The sequence below is a fragment of the Epilithonimonas zeae genome, assembly GCF_023278365.1.
GTDB lineage: Bacteria > Bacteroidota > Bacteroidia > Flavobacteriales > Weeksellaceae > Epilithonimonas > Epilithonimonas zeae_A.
Genome location: NZ_CP075338.1, coordinates 2,876,881 through 2,899,875, shown reverse-complemented (window position 1 = coordinate 2,899,875; position 22,995 = coordinate 2,876,881). Strand labels below are relative to the sequence as shown.

Genomic DNA, 22,995 nt, shown 5'->3' with positions numbered 1-22,995 from the left:
AGGTTTATTTAAAAATCTTAATTCAATCAAATTAAAATTAATCAAAATGAATACAATCATAAAATCAGGAATTTTATTCCTTTCCATATTTCTATTCTCCAATTTTTCTGCTCAAACCAAATCCTTCAAAGCTAAAGTAGAAGGCAACTGCGGAATGTGCAAAGAACGCATCGAAACGGCTGCTAAATCTGACAAAAACGTAAAGTCAGCGGTTTGGAGTATGAACAAAAAAGTCCTGACCGTAAGTTATGACGCATCTAAAACTGACAAAAAAACGGTTTTAAAAAACGTTGCGGAAGTGGGTCACGACAACGAGATGTTCCGTGCTTCTGACAAATCTTATGACGATTTGGATGCTTGCTGCCAGTACGACCGTCCTGACAACAGCAAAAAGTTGGCGAAAAATGCTGATAAAAAACAAGTCTGCGAGCTTAAGTAATTAATTTAAATTTTTTGACGATGAATTATTTAAGTAGAAAACTTATGTTTTCTGTGCTGCTCGTTTGTTCAGTATTCTCTTTTGCACAAACCGTTACAGAACAGTTTTTGGTAAAAGGAAATTGCAATATGTGCAAGGCCAGAATAGAAAAAGCAGCTTTGAAAGCCGGCGCGCAGACAGCCAATTGGACCGCCGATAATCAAACTTTGACGATGACGCTTGACGAATCGAAAGTCAAATGTGATGATATCCTGAAACAAATCGCTGAAGTTGGTCACGATAACGAGAAATATAAAGCGCCTGAAGATGCCTATAAAAATCTGCCTTCTTGCTGCCTGTACACAAGAGGTTCTGATTTCAAAGCTCCGAATGAAAATGCTGACCACGACTCAGATTCCGATAAAAAAACCAATCAGATTGAAGGTGTAAAACTGACGAGAGAAAAAGAAGCAACAGCTATCAGCAAAAAAGAAGCGGGATTGATTTTCAATATCAGTTCCAAAGAATTGCTGAAAGCCGCTTGCTGCAACCTTTCCGAAAGTTTCGAAACCAACGCAACTGTTGATGTGTCATTCAGCAATGCGGTTACAGGAACCAAGCAATTGAAAATGCTCGGATTGGATCAGAAATATACTCTTTTGACCAAGGAACAATTACCGGAAATCCGTGGTTTGGCTTCGCCTTATGGACTGAATTTCATTCCCGGAAAATGGATTGGCGGAATTCAATTAACAAAAGGCGGAAGTACAGTTGTGAATGGCTACGAAAGTATTACGGGTCAAATCAATACCGAACTTTTGAAGTCTCACGACGATGATAAAAAATCGGAAACAGAAATCAATTTGTTTTCCGATAACAACGGTCGTGTTGAAGCGAATGTAACTCATACTTCTCCAATTTCCGGCAAATGGACTCAAAGTGTTTTGTTGCACGGCAACGGAACTTTTGGTGATACAGATATGAATGATGACGGTTTTCTTGACCGACCAAAAGGAAGCCAGCTAAATGTAGCTTATTTACTGAATTACAATGATTTGGAAAACTCTGGATTCGCTTCACATTTCGGAATTAATTATCTGAAAGATGAGAGAACAGCAGGACAAATCGGATTTAACAAAAGAATTCCACAAAAAGATCAATCGCTTTATGGTGTTGGGATTGATATTTCGAGATTTCAGTTGTGGAACAAAACCGGTTATGTTTTCAAAGGGAAACCTTACCAAAGTTTGGGTTGGATGAATCAATTGACTTATCATCAGCAAGATAGCTTTTTCGGATTGAGAAATTATTTTGGGAAAGAGACTTCTTATTATTCCAACTTGATTTTCGAAAGTATCATCGGAAATACTAACAACAAGTATAAAGTTGGTGCAAGTTTTCTTTATGACAAATACGATGAAGATTATCTTTTGGACAATTACAAAAGAACAGAAACCGTTCCTGGGTTGTTTGCAGAATATACTTTGACAGGCGAAAAATTCACTTTGGTAACAGGCGCTCGTGTTGATTTCCACAATCTTGCAGGAACGCAGTTTACACCAAGAATGAATTTCAAATATGATTTGACGCCAAAAACGATTTTCAGAATTTCGGCTGGAAGAGGCTTCAGAACTGCGAATATCTTTGCAGAAAGCCAGTCTTATTTTGCATCCAACCGACAAATCCAAATCATCAATAATGGCGGCGAAATCTATGGTTTGAAGCCGGAAATTGCTTGGAATTACGGCGTAAGTTTACAACAAGAATTCAAATTATTTGGAAGAAAATCCACGGTTTTGGCTGATTTTTTCAGAACGGATTTCCAAAATCAGGTTGTGACAGATTTGGATGAATCTGCACAGAAAATTTTGTTCTATAATCTTGAAGGAAAATCTTTTGCGAACAGTTTTCAAACGCAATGGGATTTCCAGCCTGTGAAAAACCTGGAGTTCAGAGTGGCTTACAAATATTATGATGTTGCTTTGGATTATTTGAGCGGATTAAAAAAAGTCCCTTTCATGGCTAAACATCGTGGATTTGCGAACTTGGCTTATTCAACCAATAAAACGGAGAAAGGCAGATTTTGGAGCTTTGACACGACTTTAAATTTAGTCGGAAAACAAAGACTTCCGAATACAAAATCAAATCCGGCAGAATTTCAAATTGGAGATTATTCGCCAAGTTATGCTACTTTGAATGCTCAGATTTCCAGAAATTTCTCGGAGAAAATCAGAGTTTATTTGGGTGGAGAGAATTTGACCGGATATCAGCAGAAAGTGGCGATTCTTGACGCAGCTAATCCGTTTGGAAATTATTTTGACGGCGGAATGGTTTACGCACCAATTATGAAACAGAATTTCTACGTTGGCGTGGATTTTAAGTTTTAAAATGTTTATCAACCACATAGACACATAGTTTTGAATGGATAAACATAATCATCAGTCCAATTTTATCTTACCAATCAGATTTAAATTTTCCTATGTGACTGTGTGGTTTTAAATTATAAGAGCAGTATTAAGTTCAAAATAAAATCTTAATTTTAATAAAAATTAAAGCATTGAAAACAATAAAAATCCTAATAGCTGGTGTCACATTGTTATATTCTTGTGATAAAGCGAAAAAGAGTGTTGCAGAAAGCGAAGCTCCGAAAGTTGATTCTATAGCAATCGACAGTACAGCAAATGTCACAACACCTGCTCCGGCTGAAGTTGCATCATCTGTCACCAACCTTTCTACATCTGGAAAACCAGCTTTGAATCCTGAACACGGACAGCCATATCACCGTTGCGAAATTGCTGTTGGTGCACCAATTGACAGCGCACCGACACAAAATGTGGCACAACCTTCAACGCCGTCTATTTTGAACCCGAATCCTGTGCCTGCTACTACAACTCCTTCCGCGCCTGCGCCATCATTTGGACCAAAGCCAGCTTTGAATCCAGCGCACGGCGAACCTCATCATCGTTGTGATTTGGCTGTTGGAGCACCTTTATCATAAAAATTAGATTTTAATTGAAATACGAAATGCAACCGTGATGGTTGCATTTTTTTATTATTTGAGATCGATTTATAATTCTTTATTATAAAATTGAGTCATCAATTCATTCGCTTTTTCAAAGTCATTTTCTGAAACTTTCAGTTGAACGCCACCACTTGTATTGTTGAACAAATTGTAAGTATTTGCTAAAATATTGCCGAAAACATAAGTTTCAATATCATTGGTTTCCAGGAAAATTTTGAGCATTTCTGCTTCGATTTCTGTATTGAAAATCTTGAGTGTAACTAATTCCATAATTCATTGATTATAACCTGTTCGAAGTCTCGTTGACCGCATTTTCTTTGTAATTGGACTTTTTCAATTTACCAAAATTATACCTGGCCGAAAAAGATACTGTTGGTGTATTTCCAAAAAAGGTGCCAGTAGAATTGATTTTGCTGTAGGACATTTTCTGGATATAATTCATCTGATTGAAAACATCATTGTAGCGAACCGTAAAATCAAAATCGGAAATAGAAGATGTCATCCCAAGATTGACCAGGCACATTGCATTGTTTTCATACAAACCTTCCACACGTTTTGTGATGTACGAACCATCCAACAGAACTGACAAATATTTCCAGACATTAACCGTGTTATTGGTAGAAAAATAAACATAAGGTGTTGATTTTTTCAGGACGGCTAAAGAATCTTCGATTTTATCATAATTAACGGAAAGACTATTCTGAGACGTCCATTTTTTTCCTTGAAATAGAGAATCAATACCCAAAGAAACGCCCATTTCTTTATCAAAATTAACGGCTGTGAATTTTGAAATATTTTTAGCCTCATCATAAACCAATGTGTAACCCAAAGGATTTTTGCTCTTGTAAGCAGAAGCATTAACGGACACTTTTTTCAGATTCGTAGAAAAGGAAATTGTGTTGGTATAAGTCGGAACCAAGTCCGGATTACCTTGATACTCAACATACGGACTTCCGTACAAACCGCCGGAAGATAAATCTGCGTAATTGGGGCGGGAAATACTTTTTCTGAAGCTCAGAGTATAGTCATAATTGTCATTTTGTTTGAAACTAATTTCTGCATTAGGAAACCAATCAAAATAGTCTCTTTTGATTTTAGTTTGATTTTCAATTTTATTAAAACCTTCCGCATTGGTTGATTCCGTTCTCAAACCGCCATTGATATTCCATTTGTTAGCACTCACAGCGAGGTTGATATAACCTGCAAGATTGGCTTCCTTGAAATCATACAGATAGAATTCCGGATTTTGATTATTCTTATAAGTTGTTTTATTATCGTTTTTAGTTTCGGCTTTCGTGTAACTTCCTCCCAATTCCAAACTATAATTGTCGCTCAATTTTTTTTCAATATCCACTCTTCCGGAATAAACATTTCCAGAATATCGCTGAACACGAAATTGATTGAACTCGTAACCTGAATTATTGGTATCATTGAAAAATTGATAATCTACATTTTTGCTCTCTCTTTTGAACTGAAATCCAGCCAAAATCTCAGCATCCCAATCTGTTATTTTCTTTTTATAATTAAAAATAGAATTGACGGTTGCCCGTTGGCTGTCTTGATGATTAAGCGTTTTAATAAAGGCAGAATTATCATTTTCTGAGTAGAATGTGTCGGTACTATTATCACCTTTATCTGGTCTGAGATTACTATTAACCGACAATGTTACATAATCGCCTTCATCGTTCAGTTCCTGATAAAGACTCGCTCCAAAAATCGTTTGCGGACGTTTCGTGATGGATTTAATAACGTAATTGGAAGCAATATTTTTACTCGGAACCGAATAATCAAAACCGTTGCTTTCCCAATGGTTGATTTGGTTGTAAGCCGCATTCAGTTTCCACTCGGTTTTATTTTTCTTTTGTTGAAAATTGGCTGAAAGATAATTACTGAATCGTTTTTGAAAAGTTGCCGTTTCCGAAACACTCAATTGCGAACCATCTTTTCTGCTCTTTTTCAGATTAATTTTGACAACTGCTTTTCCTTCAGCTTCAAATTTCACAGACGGATTTCTGATGATTTCCACCGACTTGATATCATCCACAGCAATAGCAGATAATGTAGAAAAATCTACTCTTTGGTTGTCTACATAAAGCAACGGCGTTCCTTTTCCGACGAAAGACAAACCTTCACCATTAGCATCCACCTGCACAAAAGGCAATTTTGATAATAAGTCTGTTGATGTCGGCAATTTGTTCAAAGCAGAATTCACAACATCCAAAGTGATATTTCCTTTTTCTACCTTGAAATTATTTTTCTTTGCCGTGAGTTTTACTTCCTCGATTTTTTGGCTTTTAGGTTGAAAAGCAATAGAAAGCTCCAGGTTTTTTTCCAAATAAAATGGATTTTCATTCTGAATGGTTTCATCTGATGACAACTGAAGATGGTAATTTCCTGACTTCAATTGGTCAAATTCGAACTTCGAATCCTGAGCGATTGTAGATTTAATTAATTGATTGTCATCACCCATAAGATAAACAACAATTGGGAGAGCATTTATCTCTTTGTCAGAATTAATGATTTTTCCATTAATCTTAAGATTCTGCTGGGCAGAAAAAGTCGTTGAGATGAGGATTAAAACCAATAAAATGTTTTTCATTGCTAATTAGTTTTTTAAATGTTTACTTATCATTTAAAACAATCATCGACTCTGTTTTATTACATCATTTTTTGAAAAACAATGAGAATTATTTTCCCTTTAGAATTGCTTTATTAATTTCATTAATCAATTCCGGTCCTTCGTAGATAAAGCCTGTGTAAAGCTGCACGAGACTTGCACCAGCTTCTAGTTTTTCTAAAGCATCCTGTGCTGTGTGAATTCCGCCAACGCCAATAATTGGGAAGGCTTTTCCACTTTTTTCCGATAAAAATCTGATGACTTCTGTAGAACGTTTTGTTAATGGTTTTCCGGACAATCCGCCCATTTCTGATTTATTTTCTGAAACTAAATTTTCTCTTGACAAAGTTGTGTTTGTAGCAATAACGCCAGCAATTTGTGTTTCTTTAACGATATCGATAATATCCAAAAGCTGTTCATCTGTCAAATCCGGAGCAATTTTCAGCAGAATTGGTTTTTGTTTTGGCTTTTTAAGATTGAGGTTTTGAAGCGTTGATAATAATTCTGTCAAAGGCTTTTTGTCCTGAAGTTCACGGAGATTGGGCGTATTTGGCGAACTGACATTAACCACGAAATAATCAACGTAAGGAAATAATTTTTCGAAACAGATTTTGTAATCATTAACTGCTTCTTCGTTTAGCGTCATTTTATTTTTTCCGATGTTTCCGCCAATCAGAACATTTTTATTTTTTTTCAGACGTTCAATGGCTTCATCAACACCGCCATTATTGAAGCCCATTCTGTTAATGATTGCAGAATCTTCCTTCAGTCTGAATAATCGTTTTTTATCATTTCCTGGTTGTGGTTTCGGTGTCAAAGTTCCAATTTCTATGAACCCGAATCCTAGGTCAGACAACTCTTTGAAGAGTTTAGCGTCTTTATCAAAACCTGCGGCGAGGCCAACCGGATTTTTAAATTTCAATCCAAAAACTTCTCGTTCCAGACGTTGATCTTCGATTGGTTTTGGTAAAAATAATTTGGCAAGAAATCCGAAATTCTTCAGAATAGAAAAAGTAAAATGATGAATTTCTTCGGGGTCGAATTTGAAAAGAATAGGACGAATTAGGCTTTTGTACATCGGAGAAAAGTTTTACAAATTTACGTTTTTGTGAGGATAATTGATTAAAAAAATCATTTAATAACGAGTTAAACAAGGGCACATAGATTTTATTTTTGAATGTACTGTGTTTTTAAGCACTATGTTTTCAAACATCTCCGACTTTCTTTGTGCATTAAAAACAATTATAATGAAATAGCTCTTTTGCCTTTGTGTTTTATATTTTAATAATTCAAAAAAATAATCCAAAATCTTTATATCTTTACTTAGATTTTATCCGAAATTTTAAATGATTCCACATACTTTTTATAAAAGTTTAATTTATATTTTTTTCCTTTTGTTTCTGCCTTTTCAAGCATTTGCAATCACGCCAAAGGATTGCGAAAAAATGATTATTGAAGGCGTAGAAGCAATGAACAAAAAGGAATTTGTAAAGTCACTGCAAATTCTTAGCAAAACCAAAAAAATTGCCCAGGACAACCGTTGGTATCGGGAAGAATTCCTGGCTGTCAACAACATCGGCGCCAATTATTATATGATGCTGGATTACGGCGAAGCGTTGAATAATTATCTTGATGCTTACAAAATTGCCGTGGCTCATCTCGATGAAAAGTCGGAAATGACGGTGCTGAACAATATCGCCATTCTCTATTCCCGAGACAATAAAATAGATAAAGCCAAAGATTATTTTTCCAAAGCTTATGAACTTGCAGGAAAGGTTAACAACAACACTTCCAAAGGTTTATATGCCATTAATCTGACTATCGTTTATAATGAAAAAGGAGATTACAAAACAGCGAAAAAATACATTGATGAAGCGCTGAAACTCACCGCAAGTTCTCCATATTATCTGCTGGCAAAGTCGACGTATATGGAAACATTGGTGAATCTTAAACAATATGATGAAGCGGAAAAAATGGCCAATGAGTTGCTTCCGAAGCTGAATGGTGTGGAATATGCCGAGCATAAAACGCAGATTTACTATAATCTTTCTACGATTGCTGAGCAAAAAAATGACCTTCAGAAAGCGTTTCAATTTTTGAAATTGGCCGAGAAAAACAATCTCAATTTTGATTTCAAAGAAAATCTTTTCGGAAGATTCAGCAAACTTTATCAAAAAACCAATGACATCGAGCGCGCAGTTTCTTACAAAGATTCGATAATGGCTGTGAAAGATTCGGTGAATAGAATCAAAAACGGACAGCTTTTCGAGAACAGTAAAATCAAATTTGAGCTTCATAATTCACAGAAAGATTTGGCAGAAAGTAAAGGAAAACTGACGACTCAGCGTTCTTTTTTCATCAAGGGAATTTTGCTAGCTATTTTCATTGCTCTAATAATTTTTTGGGCGTTGAGAAACAGCATTGTCAAAAACAAGCAGCAGAAAATCATCGAACAAAATAACGCAGAAATCGCTAAGCTTGAACTCGAAAAAGAAAAAAAGAATAAGGAAATCCTTGAGAATCAATTAAAAGAAAAAGAGGTTTCGGCTTTATTGGAAGAAGAAAAATACAAAAACGAAATCGAGGCCAAAAATAGGAAACTGACAACCAAGGCTTTACAGCTTTCCACAAAAATAGAACTTATAGATGACCTCATCAACACACTTTCCAGAGAATCGGACGATCTGAACAATGTGGACATCAGCAGTATCATCAAACAATTCAAAATTCTTCAAAAACAAACACACGAAGAAGAAAGTTTTCTGGTTCATTTCGAAGAAGTCAATCAAGGTTTTATTGCCAGATTGAAACAGCTTCATCCTGACCTTAATTCAAACGATGTAAGATTCCTTTCATATGTCTATATGAATCTGTCAGTAAAAGAGATTTCGACCATTTTCAACATCACTCCAGAGGCTTGTCGCAAAAGAAAAGAGCGGATTGTAAAGAAAATGGGACACGACGAAACCTTAGACTTATATACCTATATTACAAGCATTTAACAAAAATGTCACTTTATTTCTGAAATACCGTCCTATTAATTCCGTTAAGTTTTTTTGCGTTGCTAATTTTTATCACAACATTTGGTTATAAAATTAGATATATGAAGAAAATTACTTTTTTTGCGGGAATCCTATTTGCGTTATTAACCAATAGAATGAATGCCCAGTCTCAGATTTTGGGCAAGAATGAATTCGGGAGAATCTTTGAGGTAACTTACAGCACCAGCGAGCAAAACACCATTTATGCAACAACTATTACCAACCATATTTTGGTTTCCAAGAACAATGGGGTTTCCTGGGAAGTATTTTATTCGATTCCAACGGAAATCGGAAATGTTACCAAACTGAATATTAGCAAAAATGGCACGTTCCTGACATTTTCCACGTTGAAAAACGGAGTTGGTGAAGTTCACATTTTTGACATAGCTACCAAAACGATTACAAAAACCTTCTCGATGCCAAATTATTCAGAAGGTGCTTTTGTTTCGGCTTATAATTTCTTTGGCGATGATAAAGACAACCTGATCGTTAGTTCTCAGTTTCCGTTTGGATTAGGAACAGCCAACCGTGTTTATACAACCAATGACGGTGGACAAAACTGGAAAGAAGTCTACTATTCGGTGGATGATAACCATAATATTATCACAAGCTATGTCGCCTTCAGCCCAACTGATAAAAATAAAATCTACATTGCCAACGGAAATGGAAGCGAAGGTGTTTATGGCGGACTGATGATTTCCAACGATGGTGGTGATACTTTCTCAACCAAACTGGAAGGCAGTGTTCTCGCAACGCTGGAATTCAATCCGAATAACCCGAACGAAATCTACGCTGGGACAGGAATCAGCTTCGGAATGAGTCCGGAAAAACTTCATCATTCTACAGACGGCGGCGCAACTTGGGAAGACAAAAATATAACTTGGGGAAGCAACGGTATATTGAATAACATTATTGACATTAAATATAACCCGCTGGATAACAATCACATCATTGTTTTGGAGGAAGATGAGATTGTTTCTACAAAAGACGGCGGCGCAACCTGGCAGAATGTTGAATACCCTTATGACAATCTGGACAGCTATTATTACGGAATCAAAGCAAGTTTCAACCCGTTCAAGGCAGGAGAACTATTTATTACAGCGAATTACAAACCATTATTCTCCACAGATAACGGAACGACACTGACACAAGTTCAGACACCATTTTTCAGCTCGACCGGTAGAGTGACATTGTTCGAAAAAGACAATTCGAAACATCTTTTTTACAGCGTTCAGAATGGTTTTGTACACAGAAATCTGGCGGATAATTCTGAGAGTGCTTTTGACATTCAGGCTCTTAATATTTTTACCAATAATAACGGTCCGGCTTACATTCCGGATTCTAAAAAAGAAGGCAGAGTTTATTCTTACAAAGGCGGATTTTTGGGTTCTACTTTGGCGGTAAGTGATAATTTTGGTGTTGATTTTTCTCCAATTTTCGAAACGTTTACAAATGGCTTGACTAATGTAATCCCTGATCCGCAGGTTAACAATCAGGTTTATGCAACATTCAACAATTGGGATCAAGGCGAATTGGATAAAATCAACTTCAACAATCCGAGTGATATTGTCGTGACCAATATTCCGCTTCCAACTCAAGGTGCGGTTTACAAAATCCTGCATCCAAATAATATTTCGGACGAGTTTTTCATTCTGGTAGGTTCAGAAATTTATAAAACAACGAATGGCGGAACAGATTGGACTGCAGTTACCATTGACGCAAACTTCCCATACGGTGCTGTAGTATTTGATATTTCTCAAAATCCTAAGAACTCAAATCAGTTGGCTCTCGCAACTTCACAAGGTGTTTTTGTTTCTAATGATAAAGGTGTTACTTGGAATCAAGTTTCAGATTTTGTAGCCTTCAAGGTGGATTATTCTGATGTCAATAATGGCGTTCTTGTGGCAGCGACCTACACGTCAATGTACACGACTTTTAATATTTTCTATTCCGTAGACAATGGTGCCAATTGGAAAAACGTTGACCGTGATGATTTGCTACAAACCGAGACCAACTCTATTTCAATTGATTTCTCAGACAAAAATGCATTCATTTACATTGCGTCTGCGGATTTGGGATTGGTAGGCTATAATTTGAATTTGGACGTTTTAGCAACCGGCGAAGCTTCCGGAGACAAAGCAAAAGTACTGGTTTACCCGAATCCTGTTGTTGATGTCGTTCATATTGATGACAAGAATTTGAAATCTGTTGCACTTTACAATATGGAGGGCAAAAAATTATTGGAAACTAATAACAGTGAAATGAATGTTTCTAAACTTCCAAACGGCGTTTACATACTAAGAATCGTAACGTCTGATAACAATATTGTAAGTAAAAAAATCATCAAAAAGTAATAGTAAGTAAAAATGAATTGATGAAAATGAATTGGAAAAGCTTCTCGCAATGAGAAGCTTTTTTGTTTTTATAATCTTCAAAAATCTAAATAAATTCTGCAAGATTAAAACCTAAAATTTTTCCAATTTCTAAAAAGCCGGGATTCACATTCAGACTTGCGTTGAGGGAAATATTTTGATTGGTAATTGGATGTTTAAAATTAAGCTGATGAGAATGCAAAGGCATCGCAGTGACATTAAAACTATTCAGCCACAACTTATTTTGCTTATTGCAACCGTGCTTTCTGCAACCTAAAATCGGATGTAAAATATGCTTGAAGTGCTTTCTTAATTGATGAAATCTCCCTGTCTCGGGAATTGCTTCTACTAAAGAATAACGAGACGTTGGATGTTTTAGAAATGGTAGATCGATTTCAGAAGTTTGCAGACGGCGATAATAGGTAATGGCGTTTTGAATGATTTCATTTTCATTGGTCAAATCGTAATCAATCGTTTCTTCCTCCTTTGTCCAACCACGCAGAATCGCCAGATACTTTTTTTCAACTTCGCGATTCATAAACTGTTCACTTATTAGTTTAAGTGTTTCTTTATCGAAAGCAAATAGCAAAACGCCCGATGTTTTTCGGTCCAAACGATGAACAAGATGAACCTTTTTTCCGATTTGATTCGTTAATTTCTCTACCGCATATTCGTCTGCTGGGCCTGCATATTTTGACTTATGAACTAAAAGTCCGCTAGATTTGTTGATGGCGATAAGGTAGTCGTCTTGGTAAAGAATTTCTAACATTGGGCAAAAGTAGAGATTTTCTGTAGAATAGGATGTCTGGTAAGACGAGGGTTCTACGGAACGGGAAATGTAACTAGCCCTGATAGTAGTGGAAATCCCACAGCAAGCGATGGGAAAGCAAGGTGCGAGGAATTGCAACGAATAGCAGGTTCCCGGCTTCTAAAAATGAATCTATTAAAAACTTCCATCACTCAGCTTCCAACTTCCTACATTTTCCTTATTTTTGCACTTCAATTCAACATAAATTATGGCAAAGCAAGAAGATGTTTTCAAAAAAGTGGTTTCCCACGCTAAAGAATATGGTTTTATTTTTCCTTCCAGCGAAATCTATGACGGACTTTCGGCCATCTACGATTACGGGCAGAACGGCGCGGAACTGAAAAATAACATCAAACAATACTGGTGGAAAGCGATGGTTCAACTGAACGAAAATATCGTGGGGATTGATTCTGCCATTTTTATGCACCCAACCATCTGGAAGGCTTCCGGACACGTGGATGCATTCAACGACCCGTTGATTGACAACAAAGATTCTAAAAAACGTTTCCGTGCGGATGTTTTGGTGGAAGATTACTGCGCCAAAATCGAAGACAAGGAAAATAAAGAAATAGAAAAAGCGGCAAAACGTTTTGGTGAAGCTTTTGACAAGGCTCAATTTGAAGCAACGAATCCAAAAATCTTGGAGTATCGCGAAAAAAGAGCTGCAATCCTTTCCAGACTGGCAAAATCTCTTGAAAAAGAAGACCTTGCGGACGTAAAAGCTTTGATCGAGGAATTGGAAATTGCTGACCCGGACACTGGTTCTAAAAACTGGACGGAAGTGAGACAATTCAACCTGATGTTCGGAACTAAATTGGGTGCTTCTGCAGATTCTGCAACGGACCTTTATCTGAGACCGGAAACGGCTCAGGGTATTTTTGTGAATTATCTGAATGTTCAAAAAACTTCTCGTCATAAATTACCTTTCGGGATTGCTCAGATTGGAAAAGCATTCCGAAATGAGATTGTTGCGAGACAGTTTATTTTCAGAATGAGAGAATTTGAACAGATGGAAATGCAATATTTTGTACCACCGGGAACTGAGTTAGAATTCTATGAAACTTGGAAAAAAACACGTCTTAACTGGCATTTGGCGCTTGGTTTAGGTGAAGATAATTACCGTTTCCACGACCACGAGAAATTGGCGCATTATGCGAATGCTGCTGCTGATATCGAGTTTAATTTTCCATTTGGTTTCAAAGAATTGGAAGGTATCCATTCTAGAACAGACTTTGACCTTTCGGCGCACGAAAAATTCTCTGGTAGAAAAATCCAGTATTTTGACCCGGAAAGAAATGAGAATTATGTGCCTTATGTTGTAGAAACTTCGGTTGGTCTGGATAGATTATTCTTAGCAATCTTCTCCAACTCTCTGAAAGATGAGGTTTTGGAAGATGGTTCGGAAAGAACCGTTTTGAGTCTTCCGCCGGCTTTGGCACCTGTAAAAGCAGCGATTTTGCCTTTGGTGAAGAAAGATGGTTTGCCTGAATTTGCTGATAAAATCTTCAATGATTTGAAGTTTGATTTCAATGTGATTTTTGAAGAGAAAGACAGCATCGGAAAACGTTACAGAAGACAGGATGCAATAGGAACGCCTTTCTGCATTACAGTTGACCACGATTCTTTGAACGAAAACACCGTAACTTTGAGATACAGAGATACAATGGAACAGGAAAGAGTTCCGGTTTCTGAACTGAGAAAGATTATTGATGAGAAAGTGAATTTCAGGACTTTGCTTTCTAAGATTTAAGTCTTCGAGAGTATCAGTCTGATAAATTAATAAAAAAATCCCGACATTTGAGTTTGGGATTTTTTATTTTAAACTATGACTCAACCAATTATCTTTTCCGCAGAAATCCAGCAACATCAGGATATCAATGCTGCATTTATCAATTTTCCTTTTGATACAATTGAATTATTTGGAAAAAAAGGACAGGTTAAAGTCAAAGTTCTGCTTGATGATAAAGTGGAATACAGAAGCAGCCTTGCCAATATGGGCGGCGGTTGTCACAGATTGGGATTGACTCAAGCGATTAGAAAAGAATTAGGAAAGACATTTGGAGATATTGTTGAAGTTAAGCTTTGGGAAGACAAAGAAGAACGAATTGTTATTGTTCCCGATGATGTTCAGGCATTACTTAATCAAAACGATAAAGCGAAAGAATTCTACGATAAAATGTCTTACACGCACAGGAAAGAATATATCCGCTGGATAGAAGAGGCGAAGAAAGAAGAAACGCGCAAACGCCGGAAAATCAAAATGATAGAAATGCTTCTGGAAGGCAAAAAAGGGATTTAAAATTTTAAATCCCTTTTCTTTTTATTTCACTCTCACCAAATGCATCACCTGATTGTCCTGAGAAATCAGAAGCGAATCGCCTTTGGTTTCAGCCGAAATTGTATTTCTTTCATAGAATTCTCCTTCTGAAGTTTTCTTTTTGAAATCCAAAACAAACTTGTTGTTATTAGCTTCCAAAGTAATGGTTTTTGATTTCCCATTATCGATAAAAGTAGCTTTGGCTCGACTTCCATCCCCAGCTTTGTAAGGAACCGAATATTCCTGTACTTTCTTACCGTCCACAGTTTTCTCCATAGAAGTTGTTGTGACGCTATCGATTTTCCCGTTCTCATCAGTAACAGTTGTTTCTGTGGAATAAGATTCGGAAGTCATTTTAGTATCATTTTTTTTGCAGGAAACTAATGTTAAAGCAACCGCAAAGCCAGAAATTAAAATGTATTTTTTCATAGTTATAAAGGTTTTAAATGAGTGATTGTTTTGTATCAAATTATTGTCCAAAAACAAAAAATCCCGAAACTAATTTCGGGATTTTTATCATATGAATTGCAATTTTAATTTTTCAAGGATTTGATTCCCATTTCGAACAATGCAAAACTCAAAAGATCAGCATTTTCGCCAATCACCTGTTCTGTAGAACGTCCTGCACCATGACCTGCATTTTTCTCGATTCTTAACAAAATTGGATTGTTACAAGCTTGTTTTTCCTGCAACTCAGCTCCAAATTTGAAAGAATGTGCAGGCACAACTCTATCATCGTGATCACTTGTGATGATCATTGTTGATGGATAGCAAGTTCCCGCCTTCACTTGGTGAACCGGAGAATAAGACTTCAGATATTCGAACATTTCTTTGCTGTCTTCCGCAGTTCCGTAATCGTAAGACCAACCAGCCCCTGCCGTGAATTTGTTATACCTCAACATATCCAAAACCCCAACACCTGGGAAAGCTACTTTTGCCAAATCTGGTCTGATAGTCATCGTAGCACCAACCAGAAGTCCACCGTTGGAACGGCCGGAAAGTGCCATATATTCCTTCGAAGTATAGCCTTTCGACTGTAAATATTCTCCAGCTGCAATGAAGTCATCAAACACATTTTTCTTCTGTTGCTTGGTTCCTGCATTGTGCCATTTCTTTCCATATTCTCCACCACCTCGGATATTCGGAACAGCATAGATTCCGCCATTTTCCATCCAGATGGCATTCACAACAGAGAAACTTGGTTGAAGGCTGATGTTGAATCCTCCGTAAGAATAAAGAATGGTTGGATTTTTCCCATCAAGCTTAGTTCCTTTTTTGTAGTTGATCATCATCGGGACTTTGGTTCCGTCTTTTGAAGTGTAGAAAACCTGCTCGGAAACATAATCTTCCGGATTGAATTTCACTTTTGGCTTCTGATAAACTTCTGATTTTCCGGAAGCTACATTATATTTATAAATCGTTCCCGGCGTAATGTAGTTGGTAAATGAATAATAGATGTCCTTATCTTCTTTTTTACCTCCAAATCCCGAAACCGTTCCTTTCCCTGGTAACGTAATTTCTCTGACCAATTTTCCTGTCTTATCAAATTGCTTTACAAGGCTAATCGCATCTTTCATATATTTCCCGAAGAAATAGCCGCCAGCTTCAGAAATGCTTAAAACATTTTCAGTTTCAGGAATCACATCTTTCCAGTTTTCAGGACTTGGATTTTTGATGCTCACTTTCACCAAACGCATATTCGGAGCGTCTTTGTCTGTGAAGATGAAAAGGTCGTCGCCTTGTGTATCTACAATATCAGCATTAATGTCAAATCCTTTGTTGATCTGTACAAAGTCACCTCCATTTTTCAAATCCTTGATATAAAGCTCATTGCCATTGGTAGCATTAGCCGCTGAAATAATCAGGAATCTTTGGTCTTCGGAAACGCCTGCAGAAAGATATCTTCTTGGCGTTTTTTCGCCACCGAAAATTAATTGGTCTTCGGATTGTTTTGTTCCTAATTTGTGGAAATAAACTTTGTGCTTATCCGTCATTCCGGAAAGAACGGTTCCTTCTTTCGGCTTATCATAACTGGAATAATAAAAGCCTTCATCACCCTTCCAGGCAATCCCACTGAATTTCACGTCAAGTAAAGTTTCATCAATTTGCTTTTTGGTAATAGCATCAATGATGATGATTTTGTTCCAATCGCTTCCACCTTCAGAAATAGAATAAGCGGCAAGGTTACCTTTTTTGTTAAACGACAAATTCGAAAGTGAAGTCGTTCCTTTATCAGAAAAAGTATTCGGGTCAAGGAAAACTTCAACGTTTTTGGTTTTATTATTGGTTCTATAAAGCACAGATTGCGCCTGCAAACCATTATTTTTAGAATAATAAGTATAATCGCCTTCTTTGAACGGTGCTGATATTTTTTCGTAGTTCCAGATATCTCTCAATTGATCTTTAATTGTCTCTCTGAAAGGGATTTTGGAAAGGTAATTTTGGCTGTACGCAACTTCCTCGTCTACCCATTTTTTAGTTGCATCGGAATCATTCTCCAAATCGCGATAAACATCCGCAACTTGAGTTCCGAAATAGTTATCGACTTGAGTTCCTTTTACGGCTTTGGGATAATTTGATTTTGACATAGATTGAGCTTGGGCACCAACATAAAAAACAACGGCTGCTGTTGCAAAGATTGATTTTACTTTCATTTTTAATTTTTTGAATGTTTCCAAAATTAATAAAATCTCTTGGAGAATAGGTCATTAATGGAAATACATATTCATAAAAATCTCATCAACTTATCATATTTTTCCAAAAAGCGATTCAAATCCTAAAAAATCCACTTTATTGAACCATTGATTCATTACGTCGTTCCATTGATTCATTCTGTTGAGCCACTGATTCACTTCGTTGAGATTCACTTCGTTGAGCCGTTGATTCATTACGTTGAGGCGTTGATTCACTTCGTTGAGGCAGATGCGCCTATTTTATTAAAAATCAATAAGTTACGGGAATGGTTAAAAACAAAATTCCTTCGCCAAAGACGAAGGAAAATTTATAATACTTCTGATTAAATTATAAATTCTATATTATTTTATTCAAATAAAAATTTCACTCCTGATTACTAATAAAATTATAGTACTGATTTGCAACCGAATCCATTGTAAAATTATCATTATCAGGATCGTTATCTAATATTAGACAACATTTAGGAAATAATTGTTGAGAAAAAGCTCTGAGTGCTGTTTTTGGATTAGACTCATCTCCTTGAATAGCTGGGTTGTAATAGACTATATCACTATGACTAGGATTTCCTAATTGCTCAGAATCAATATTATTTCTAAAAGCTAAGTATTCATTATTTTCATCTAAAGGAGTAAATTCAATTTTAGCATCAAAATTAGCTCTGATTCTTGCGAAAGAACTACAAACCTCATTAAAATCTTCTTTACTAAAAACTAAAAAACCAACATAAACTTTTTTATCTATTAGTTTAGCTCTTTCTTTACAAAACTTATCATTACAATAGTTTTCCCTTTGCAAAGAAATACCAAACAATCTATCATCTAGAAAAACCTGTCCTTTGTCAAATCTCTCTGGATGAATGTTTTTTTTCTTAAAATAATCAATGAAAATAAAACGGACTAACAATTCGGAAGAATCAATTTCTTGTGGAATTATCATATTTATTTATCGTAAAAATCTAAGAAGTCAATATTTAATTTTCCGAAATTTTTAGTAAATGCAATATTCTTATTTTCTTGTAAATGGTTAATCTTACCATTAATTTCACTAAAATATCCAAAAGAATTTTGCCCAATTTCAATGTTGAAATTCGAATCTTCTTTTATAAAATCTAAAATTAATGTACCATAAGACGTTTCAAAAAAATCCTCAGGGTTAAAGTTTTCAATAAATAAACTTGGAAGTTCTTTTATTAAGTTTATTGCATTAATTTTTATTTGTGTATCAACATTCATATTTTGAAGTTCATCCAAAATCTTAATCCTGATAGATTTTTCGTGATCGTCTAAAAAATATAAATTTTGAATCGAATCATTAGAATCATATAAATATTCAATATTCTGTTGCGCTAAATCTTCTCCATATGAAACTAAAAAACTTTGTTTTCTGGCTTCAACAGATAAGCCTCCTAAAAGTAATGTTGTTGTTATTAGCATCTTATAAAAGATTTATGTTAAATGAATCTGTTCTTTTATCGAATCTTTTAAAATCTTCTTTAAAAGATCTTTATTTTTATTGTGAGCATCTTGAAACAATGAAAGAATATCGTTATTCCATAATTTATAATCTTCGAGTTTTATACCAACAGTATGATTTATTATAACTTTCTTTAAATCATTATTAAATAAAATTTCTTTTTTCTCTTCATAAACTTTGGTTCCATTCTTGGGTTCAGATTGAGAAATAACAACTAAAGTTCCATTGTGGGAATCTGTGAAATTGCTATTTAGTAAATCAGATTCTGTATTGAATATTTCCTCAATAGGAATTTTTGATGGCGAATTCCAATTAAACTCGTCAATGTAATTTAATGAAATTGCTTCAACATAGAAAGAAAAAGTTTGATTTAAAACATTAATGTCATTTTCAAATCGATCATTAAAGTCAACCCATCTTGTATAAAATTTTGTTTCGAAACTAATTCTAGCTTTAGATTGGTCATCAATATTTTCAATCTTCAAAGAATTTAAACTTTTACCTGAACTATCAAATTCTTCTAACAAAAAACCTATAACCTCATCATTCATAACCTGTAAATGGTTATTAGTAAGGTTTATACGCTTATTAAGTGCAAAACCTTTTCTTTGATAACTTTTCAACTTATTTTCTGCCGTTAATTTATCAAGAATATCCTTAGGCTTAATAATATTCTGAGCTAAAAATAAATTTGCAGTTACTCTACTAATAGAATGTTGTGTCGAAATAGGTACGAACATTTATATTCTTATTTTTATGAAACAAAATTAATAATAATTGTTATTAAAACAATATGATTTATATTTCCTTAAGTTAATTTTAATGAAATATTTGATGCAAAATTAATTGGGTTGACGACAAATCTTGACGTTTATTATTAAAATTTAAAAAATTCAACCTCATTAAATATACTGAAACTTTTACGCTATTATTTCTGATTCGAGAAATATTCCGCTTCACCTTTCCCCCATTTTGGGTCAAGAGATGATTTTGACTTGTAAGTTCCAAACTGCTCTACTGCTTTTTTGAACAATTCTGTTCCTCTTGCTTTACTGCCACCAAATTGTTCTGGTGTGAAGTATGCATCTTCTGCCTGTAAAACTGTGATTCTTGGGTTGTTTGGGTCAAGCTCCTGTGCTTTTGCCAAAGCCTGCTGTGCAATCGGTGCTTCTGTCATATATCTGGACATTGGATCTACCATCATTTTGAGTCCACTGGTCATTTTTTTCAAGATGAAAAGTTCGGCATTGTTTGGACTCAATGCTTCTGCTTTGGCAATATATTTTTCTGCATCGGCTGCAACTGGATCTAGTTCTGATGTTTTTCCATCTTTCATCAAGATTCTTCCTTTCTGAATCGTTGCAAATGCAGCGTAGTAATACGGTAACCATTCTTTAGACTCTTTGATTCCGATTCTGTCAAAATCGTTGGCTAAAGCTGTGAATTCGTCTGGTGTTTTGTGGTCTTCTACTTTAGCGATTTTCTCTATCATTGCTTTTTCAAAAGCGGTTTGTGCAAATGTGATTGTACTTACAAAAAGTAATGCTGCTGTTAAGATTAGATTTTTCATTTGGATATTTTTTAATTGTTTATTTTAAATTTCTGATTCAAAGATAGAATGAGTTTTTATTCATTGAAATTTTATTCTACCGAACTGTTATTTTTGATGTCTGAACTGTAATTGTTATTAAACACAAAGACACAAATTTCATTAATATGCTTTCCGTTTTAAGGCACTAAAAATCTTCGATTTAATCTTTGTACCTTTAAAAATCCAGTACAGATTCAATTAATTGTGCCTTTGTGATTAACCTTTTAGTCATTTACAAATTATTATTAATCGCATCATTCGTTTTATCAACCCCGAAACTTACAAATACGCCTACAAAAACAAGCGTATTAACCGGTGGTCTAACGGCTGTTCTACTGTTTCCGTCTGCAGAATAATTATAGCCGTAAATATTTTTATTTCCAAGAATATTATTAATACTCAAGACAAATACAGTGAATGACTTTGAATCTTTCTTTCCAACGCTCGGAACATAATTGATACTCAAATTCAGTCCGCTGTAATCTTTCAGTTTTCCTTGATGGCGAACGATATTCTCTCCATTTTCTGAAACCAAATCATAATAAGGTCTTCCTTTGGAATAAGTATAAGACAGATTAAATCCTGTTTTCCAGTCCATCACAAACTTCTTAGCCACTGCATTGAATGTATGTTTCGAAGCAAAATTCGGTGCTAAACTAAAAGGATAGTTTAAGAAATCTCTTTTGGAATCCAGATAGGAATAAGTTAGCCAGTAATCGATGTCTTTGAAGGTTTTCTTATCTCTCCAGAACAATTCGATTCCTTTTGCAAAGCCTTTACCTGCATTACTATTTGCAATCTGATAATATTGGTTATTGGCTGAAGAGACATTTTCCGTTAATGAAATGGTTTTAATCAAATCATCGTATTTCTTATAAAATGCCTCAAATCTCAAGCTTCTTCCATCTGAGTTTTTCTGAACCTGAAAGATATAGTGGTCGGCTCTCTGAAAATCAAAATTCTTGCTGTAGAGATATTTGCTCTCCGGATTTTGATAGAAGATTCCGTATGCTAGAGAAGTTGTCCAATCTTTGGAAATCCTGTAAGCTAACGCAGCTCTTGGAGAGAAATTCCATTTGTCGAGATAAGAAGAATGTTCTGATCTGGCTCCGATTTTTGCGGTCAAATTATTAGTAAAAATCAAATCTGTTTCAGCAAAAGCAGACGAAATCAAATCTTTATAATTTCTTTCGAAAGTTCCATATTTCATCGTTTCATCAGCATTATTCAATTCAAATCCGGCTCTTAAAACACTTGCCCTGTTGATTTTTATTTCAACAACTGCTTTTGTATTGATGTAATTTGATTGATTATTGATTGGTGTATCAGATTGCTCGACATTATCTTTAAAAGTTGCAAAATTCAAATCATTGGAATTATAAGTATAAGATGTTCCGATATTCAAAAGATACTTTCCGAATTTCTCTTTGTAAGACAAATTGTGATACATATTCTGCCCTTTCAGACTGACCATATTTTTGTCAGAATCTTCTTCCAAACTTTCGGAACCGACTGCCATTTTATTCTCATCCACACTTCCGTAATATTTGATGAAACCGCCTTTTTTAGTTTTAATTCTGAAGTTTCCATCGAATCCATAACCCTGAGGATGTTTGTCAAAATCGGTATTGAAATTGAATAGTTTTCCCATCAATCCAAGATTAGAATAACCGCCCGCAACACCCCAGGAAGCTGTTTTCTTCTGATTCAGTTTCTGGTAATTAGCGCTTAAAAAAATTGGAGAAACGCCAAAATCAAAAGAAGTCTGTTCAGGCAAATCAACACTTTCTAAAACTAAAACCGATGATAAAGCCTGACCATAGATTGCAGAATATCCGCCACTTGAAAATACATTCCCTTTAAACAAAGATGTGTTGAAACGGTCTCTCCCGGCAATTCCCGGAACTGAATTGGTAAAATAATTATTGACTAGATTTCCATCCATAAATATTTTGGTTTCTGCACCAGTTCCACCACGCACGAATAAACCTTCGCTCTCTCCCACTTTCTGAACGCCTGGTAGATAACCTAAAGCGGATGAAATCTGACCGTTGGCGCCAGCTGTTGTATAAACATCCAATGGCGTCAATAATGCTGTTGCACGTTTCTTATCACTGGCTTCTATACTTCCCGCCGTAATCACCACCGCATTGATTTCGCTGATTTGTTCCTTGAGGTTAGCATTCATAGAAATATTTTTTCCTTCAATTTTTACGGGAAGCTCGACTTCATCATAATTTTGTCCTGAAAAAACCAAAATTTTATCTCCAGTTTCTGTGGTGGTAAAAGTGTAATTTCCATTGTCATCTGTGGTTGCGCCATCATAAGTATCTTTGAGTGTTACATTGATGTCTTTCAATGACTTGTTCTTATAGGTCACTTTTCCGGAAATAGTAATTTGTGACCAAATACTGATGCTTATTAAAAATAATAATAGACCGATGACTTTACTTTGAGTTTTCATATGTAGTTTATTTATTTTTTAAGGTTGAGATCATTCAAATTGTTGTTTTCAGATTGAAAATTTCATATCTCATTAATTTTCTTCAAAGATATTGTCGTCAAGAATTATTTGAAATTTTAAATGACCGAATCGTAGAAATCACTCCCCGAACCGTAAATGTTTCACGTAAAACAATTAT

19 protein-coding genes are annotated in these 22,995 nt (G+C 35.4%); 7 read left to right on the top strand and 12 right to left on the bottom strand.

Going from position 1 to position 22,995, the window contains the following annotated elements; translation table 11 throughout:
* The first annotated feature begins 46 nt into the window (after positions 1-46).
* The 3 genes from KI430_RS13095 (at position 47) to KI430_RS13085 (ending at position 3,416) form a co-directional block, all read left to right on the top strand.
* Positions 47-439 carry a heavy-metal-associated domain-containing protein gene (locus tag KI430_RS13095; RefSeq protein WP_248875402.1) on the top strand — a complete coding sequence of 131 codons (393 nt, stop codon included), beginning with the start codon at positions 47-49 and terminating at the stop codon, positions 437-439.
* Between the two features lie 44 nt (positions 440-483).
* Positions 484-2,805, top strand: coding sequence for a TonB-dependent receptor domain-containing protein (locus tag KI430_RS13090; RefSeq protein ID WP_248878314.1), 2,322 nt, complete (start codon positions 484-486; stop codon positions 2,803-2,805).
* Between the two features lie 170 nt (positions 2,806-2,975).
* Positions 2,976-3,416, top strand: a complete 441-nt coding sequence (locus KI430_RS13085; RefSeq protein WP_248875401.1) for a hypothetical protein — start codon at positions 2,976-2,978, stop codon at positions 3,414-3,416.
* A 69-nt stretch (positions 3,417-3,485) separates the two neighbouring features.
* Here the strand turns inward: KI430_RS13085 and KI430_RS13080 are convergent, their stop codons facing one another.
* The 3 genes from KI430_RS13080 to KI430_RS13070 all read right to left on the bottom strand — a co-directional run bounded on the left by KI430_RS13080 (position 3,486) and on the right by KI430_RS13070 (position 7,135).
* Entirely contained in the window at positions 3,486-3,710 is a 225-nt protein-coding gene (locus tag KI430_RS13080) for a putative signal transducing protein (RefSeq protein WP_248875400.1), read from the bottom strand.
* A 10-nt stretch (positions 3,711-3,720) separates the two neighbouring features.
* On the bottom strand, positions 3,721-6,039 hold the full coding sequence (locus KI430_RS13075; protein ID WP_248875398.1) for a TonB-dependent receptor domain-containing protein: 2,319 nt from the start codon (positions 6,037-6,039) through the stop codon (positions 3,721-3,723).
* 88 nt (positions 6,040-6,127) lie between these two features.
* Entirely contained in the window at positions 6,128-7,135 is a 1,008-nt protein-coding gene (locus KI430_RS13070; RefSeq protein WP_248875397.1) for a quinone-dependent dihydroorotate dehydrogenase, read from the bottom strand.
* A gap of 367 nt (positions 7,136-7,502) precedes the next feature.
* Between KI430_RS13070 and KI430_RS13065 the strand changes: the two genes are divergently transcribed.
* The gene (locus KI430_RS13065) at positions 7,503-9,059 is read left to right on the top strand and encodes a tetratricopeptide repeat protein (protein WP_248875396.1); all 1,557 of its coding nucleotides are present in this window, start codon (positions 7,503-7,505) and stop codon (positions 9,057-9,059) included.
* A 101-nt stretch (positions 9,060-9,160) separates the two neighbouring features.
* On the top strand, positions 9,161-11,452 hold the full coding sequence (locus tag KI430_RS13060) for a T9SS type A sorting domain-containing protein (RefSeq protein ID WP_248875395.1): 2,292 nt from the start codon (positions 9,161-9,163) through the stop codon (positions 11,450-11,452).
* A gap of 85 nt (positions 11,453-11,537) precedes the next feature.
* On the opposite strand, the gene KI430_RS13055 is transcribed toward KI430_RS13060, so the two are convergent.
* A complete protein-coding gene (locus KI430_RS13055; protein ID WP_248875394.1) occupies positions 11,538-12,239 on the bottom strand; it encodes a pseudouridine synthase in 702 nt (233 codons plus the stop codon).
* A 247-nt stretch (positions 12,240-12,486) separates the two neighbouring features.
* Between KI430_RS13055 and KI430_RS13050 the strand changes: the two genes are divergently transcribed.
* Together KI430_RS13050 and KI430_RS13045 are read left to right on the top strand one after the other, a co-directional pair.
* The gene (locus KI430_RS13050) at positions 12,487-14,028 is read left to right on the top strand and encodes a glycine--tRNA ligase (RefSeq protein ID WP_248875393.1); all 1,542 of its coding nucleotides are present in this window, start codon (positions 12,487-12,489) and stop codon (positions 14,026-14,028) included.
* Between the two features lie 75 nt (positions 14,029-14,103).
* Positions 14,104-14,577: a YdeI/OmpD-associated family protein gene (locus tag KI430_RS13045; RefSeq protein ID WP_248875392.1), complete on the top strand. Its 474-nt coding sequence runs from the start codon at positions 14,104-14,106 to the stop codon at positions 14,575-14,577.
* Positions 14,578-14,598: 21 nt separating this feature from the next.
* Here KI430_RS13045 and KI430_RS13040 read toward each other — a convergent pair whose 3' ends face one another.
* The 8 genes from KI430_RS13040 to KI430_RS13005 all read right to left on the bottom strand — a co-directional run bounded on the left by KI430_RS13040 (position 14,599) and on the right by KI430_RS13005 (position 22,817).
* Complete coding sequence (locus KI430_RS13040; protein ID WP_248875391.1) at positions 14,599-15,024, bottom strand: hypothetical protein; 426 nt, start codon at positions 15,022-15,024, stop codon at positions 14,599-14,601.
* 104 nt (positions 15,025-15,128) lie between these two features.
* The gene (locus KI430_RS13035; protein WP_248875390.1) at positions 15,129-17,249 is read right to left on the bottom strand and encodes a prolyl oligopeptidase family serine peptidase; all 2,121 of its coding nucleotides are present in this window, start codon (positions 17,247-17,249) and stop codon (positions 15,129-15,131) included.
* Positions 17,250-17,342: 93 nt separating this feature from the next.
* Positions 17,343-17,504 carry a hypothetical protein gene (locus tag KI430_RS13030; protein WP_248875389.1) on the bottom strand — a complete coding sequence of 54 codons (162 nt, stop codon included), beginning with the start codon at positions 17,502-17,504 and terminating at the stop codon, positions 17,343-17,345.
* 148 nt (positions 17,505-17,652) lie between these two features.
* A complete protein-coding gene (locus KI430_RS13025) occupies positions 17,653-18,225 on the bottom strand; it encodes a hypothetical protein (protein ID WP_248875388.1) in 573 nt (190 codons plus the stop codon).
* A gap of 2 nt (positions 18,226-18,227) precedes the next feature.
* Positions 18,228-18,722 carry a hypothetical protein gene (locus KI430_RS13020; RefSeq protein WP_248875387.1) on the bottom strand — a complete coding sequence of 165 codons (495 nt, stop codon included), beginning with the start codon at positions 18,720-18,722 and terminating at the stop codon, positions 18,228-18,230.
* A gap of 12 nt (positions 18,723-18,734) precedes the next feature.
* Entirely contained in the window at positions 18,735-19,502 is a 768-nt protein-coding gene (locus KI430_RS13015) for a TIGR04255 family protein (RefSeq protein WP_248875386.1), read from the bottom strand.
* Positions 19,503-19,690: 188 nt separating this feature from the next.
* Positions 19,691-20,332: a hypothetical protein gene (locus KI430_RS13010; RefSeq protein WP_248875385.1), complete on the bottom strand. Its 642-nt coding sequence runs from the start codon at positions 20,330-20,332 to the stop codon at positions 19,691-19,693.
* Between the two features lie 253 nt (positions 20,333-20,585).
* Positions 20,586-22,817, bottom strand: a complete 2,232-nt coding sequence (locus tag KI430_RS13005; RefSeq protein ID WP_248875384.1) for a TonB-dependent receptor — start codon at positions 22,815-22,817, stop codon at positions 20,586-20,588.
* Positions 22,818-22,995 lie beyond the last annotated feature (178 nt).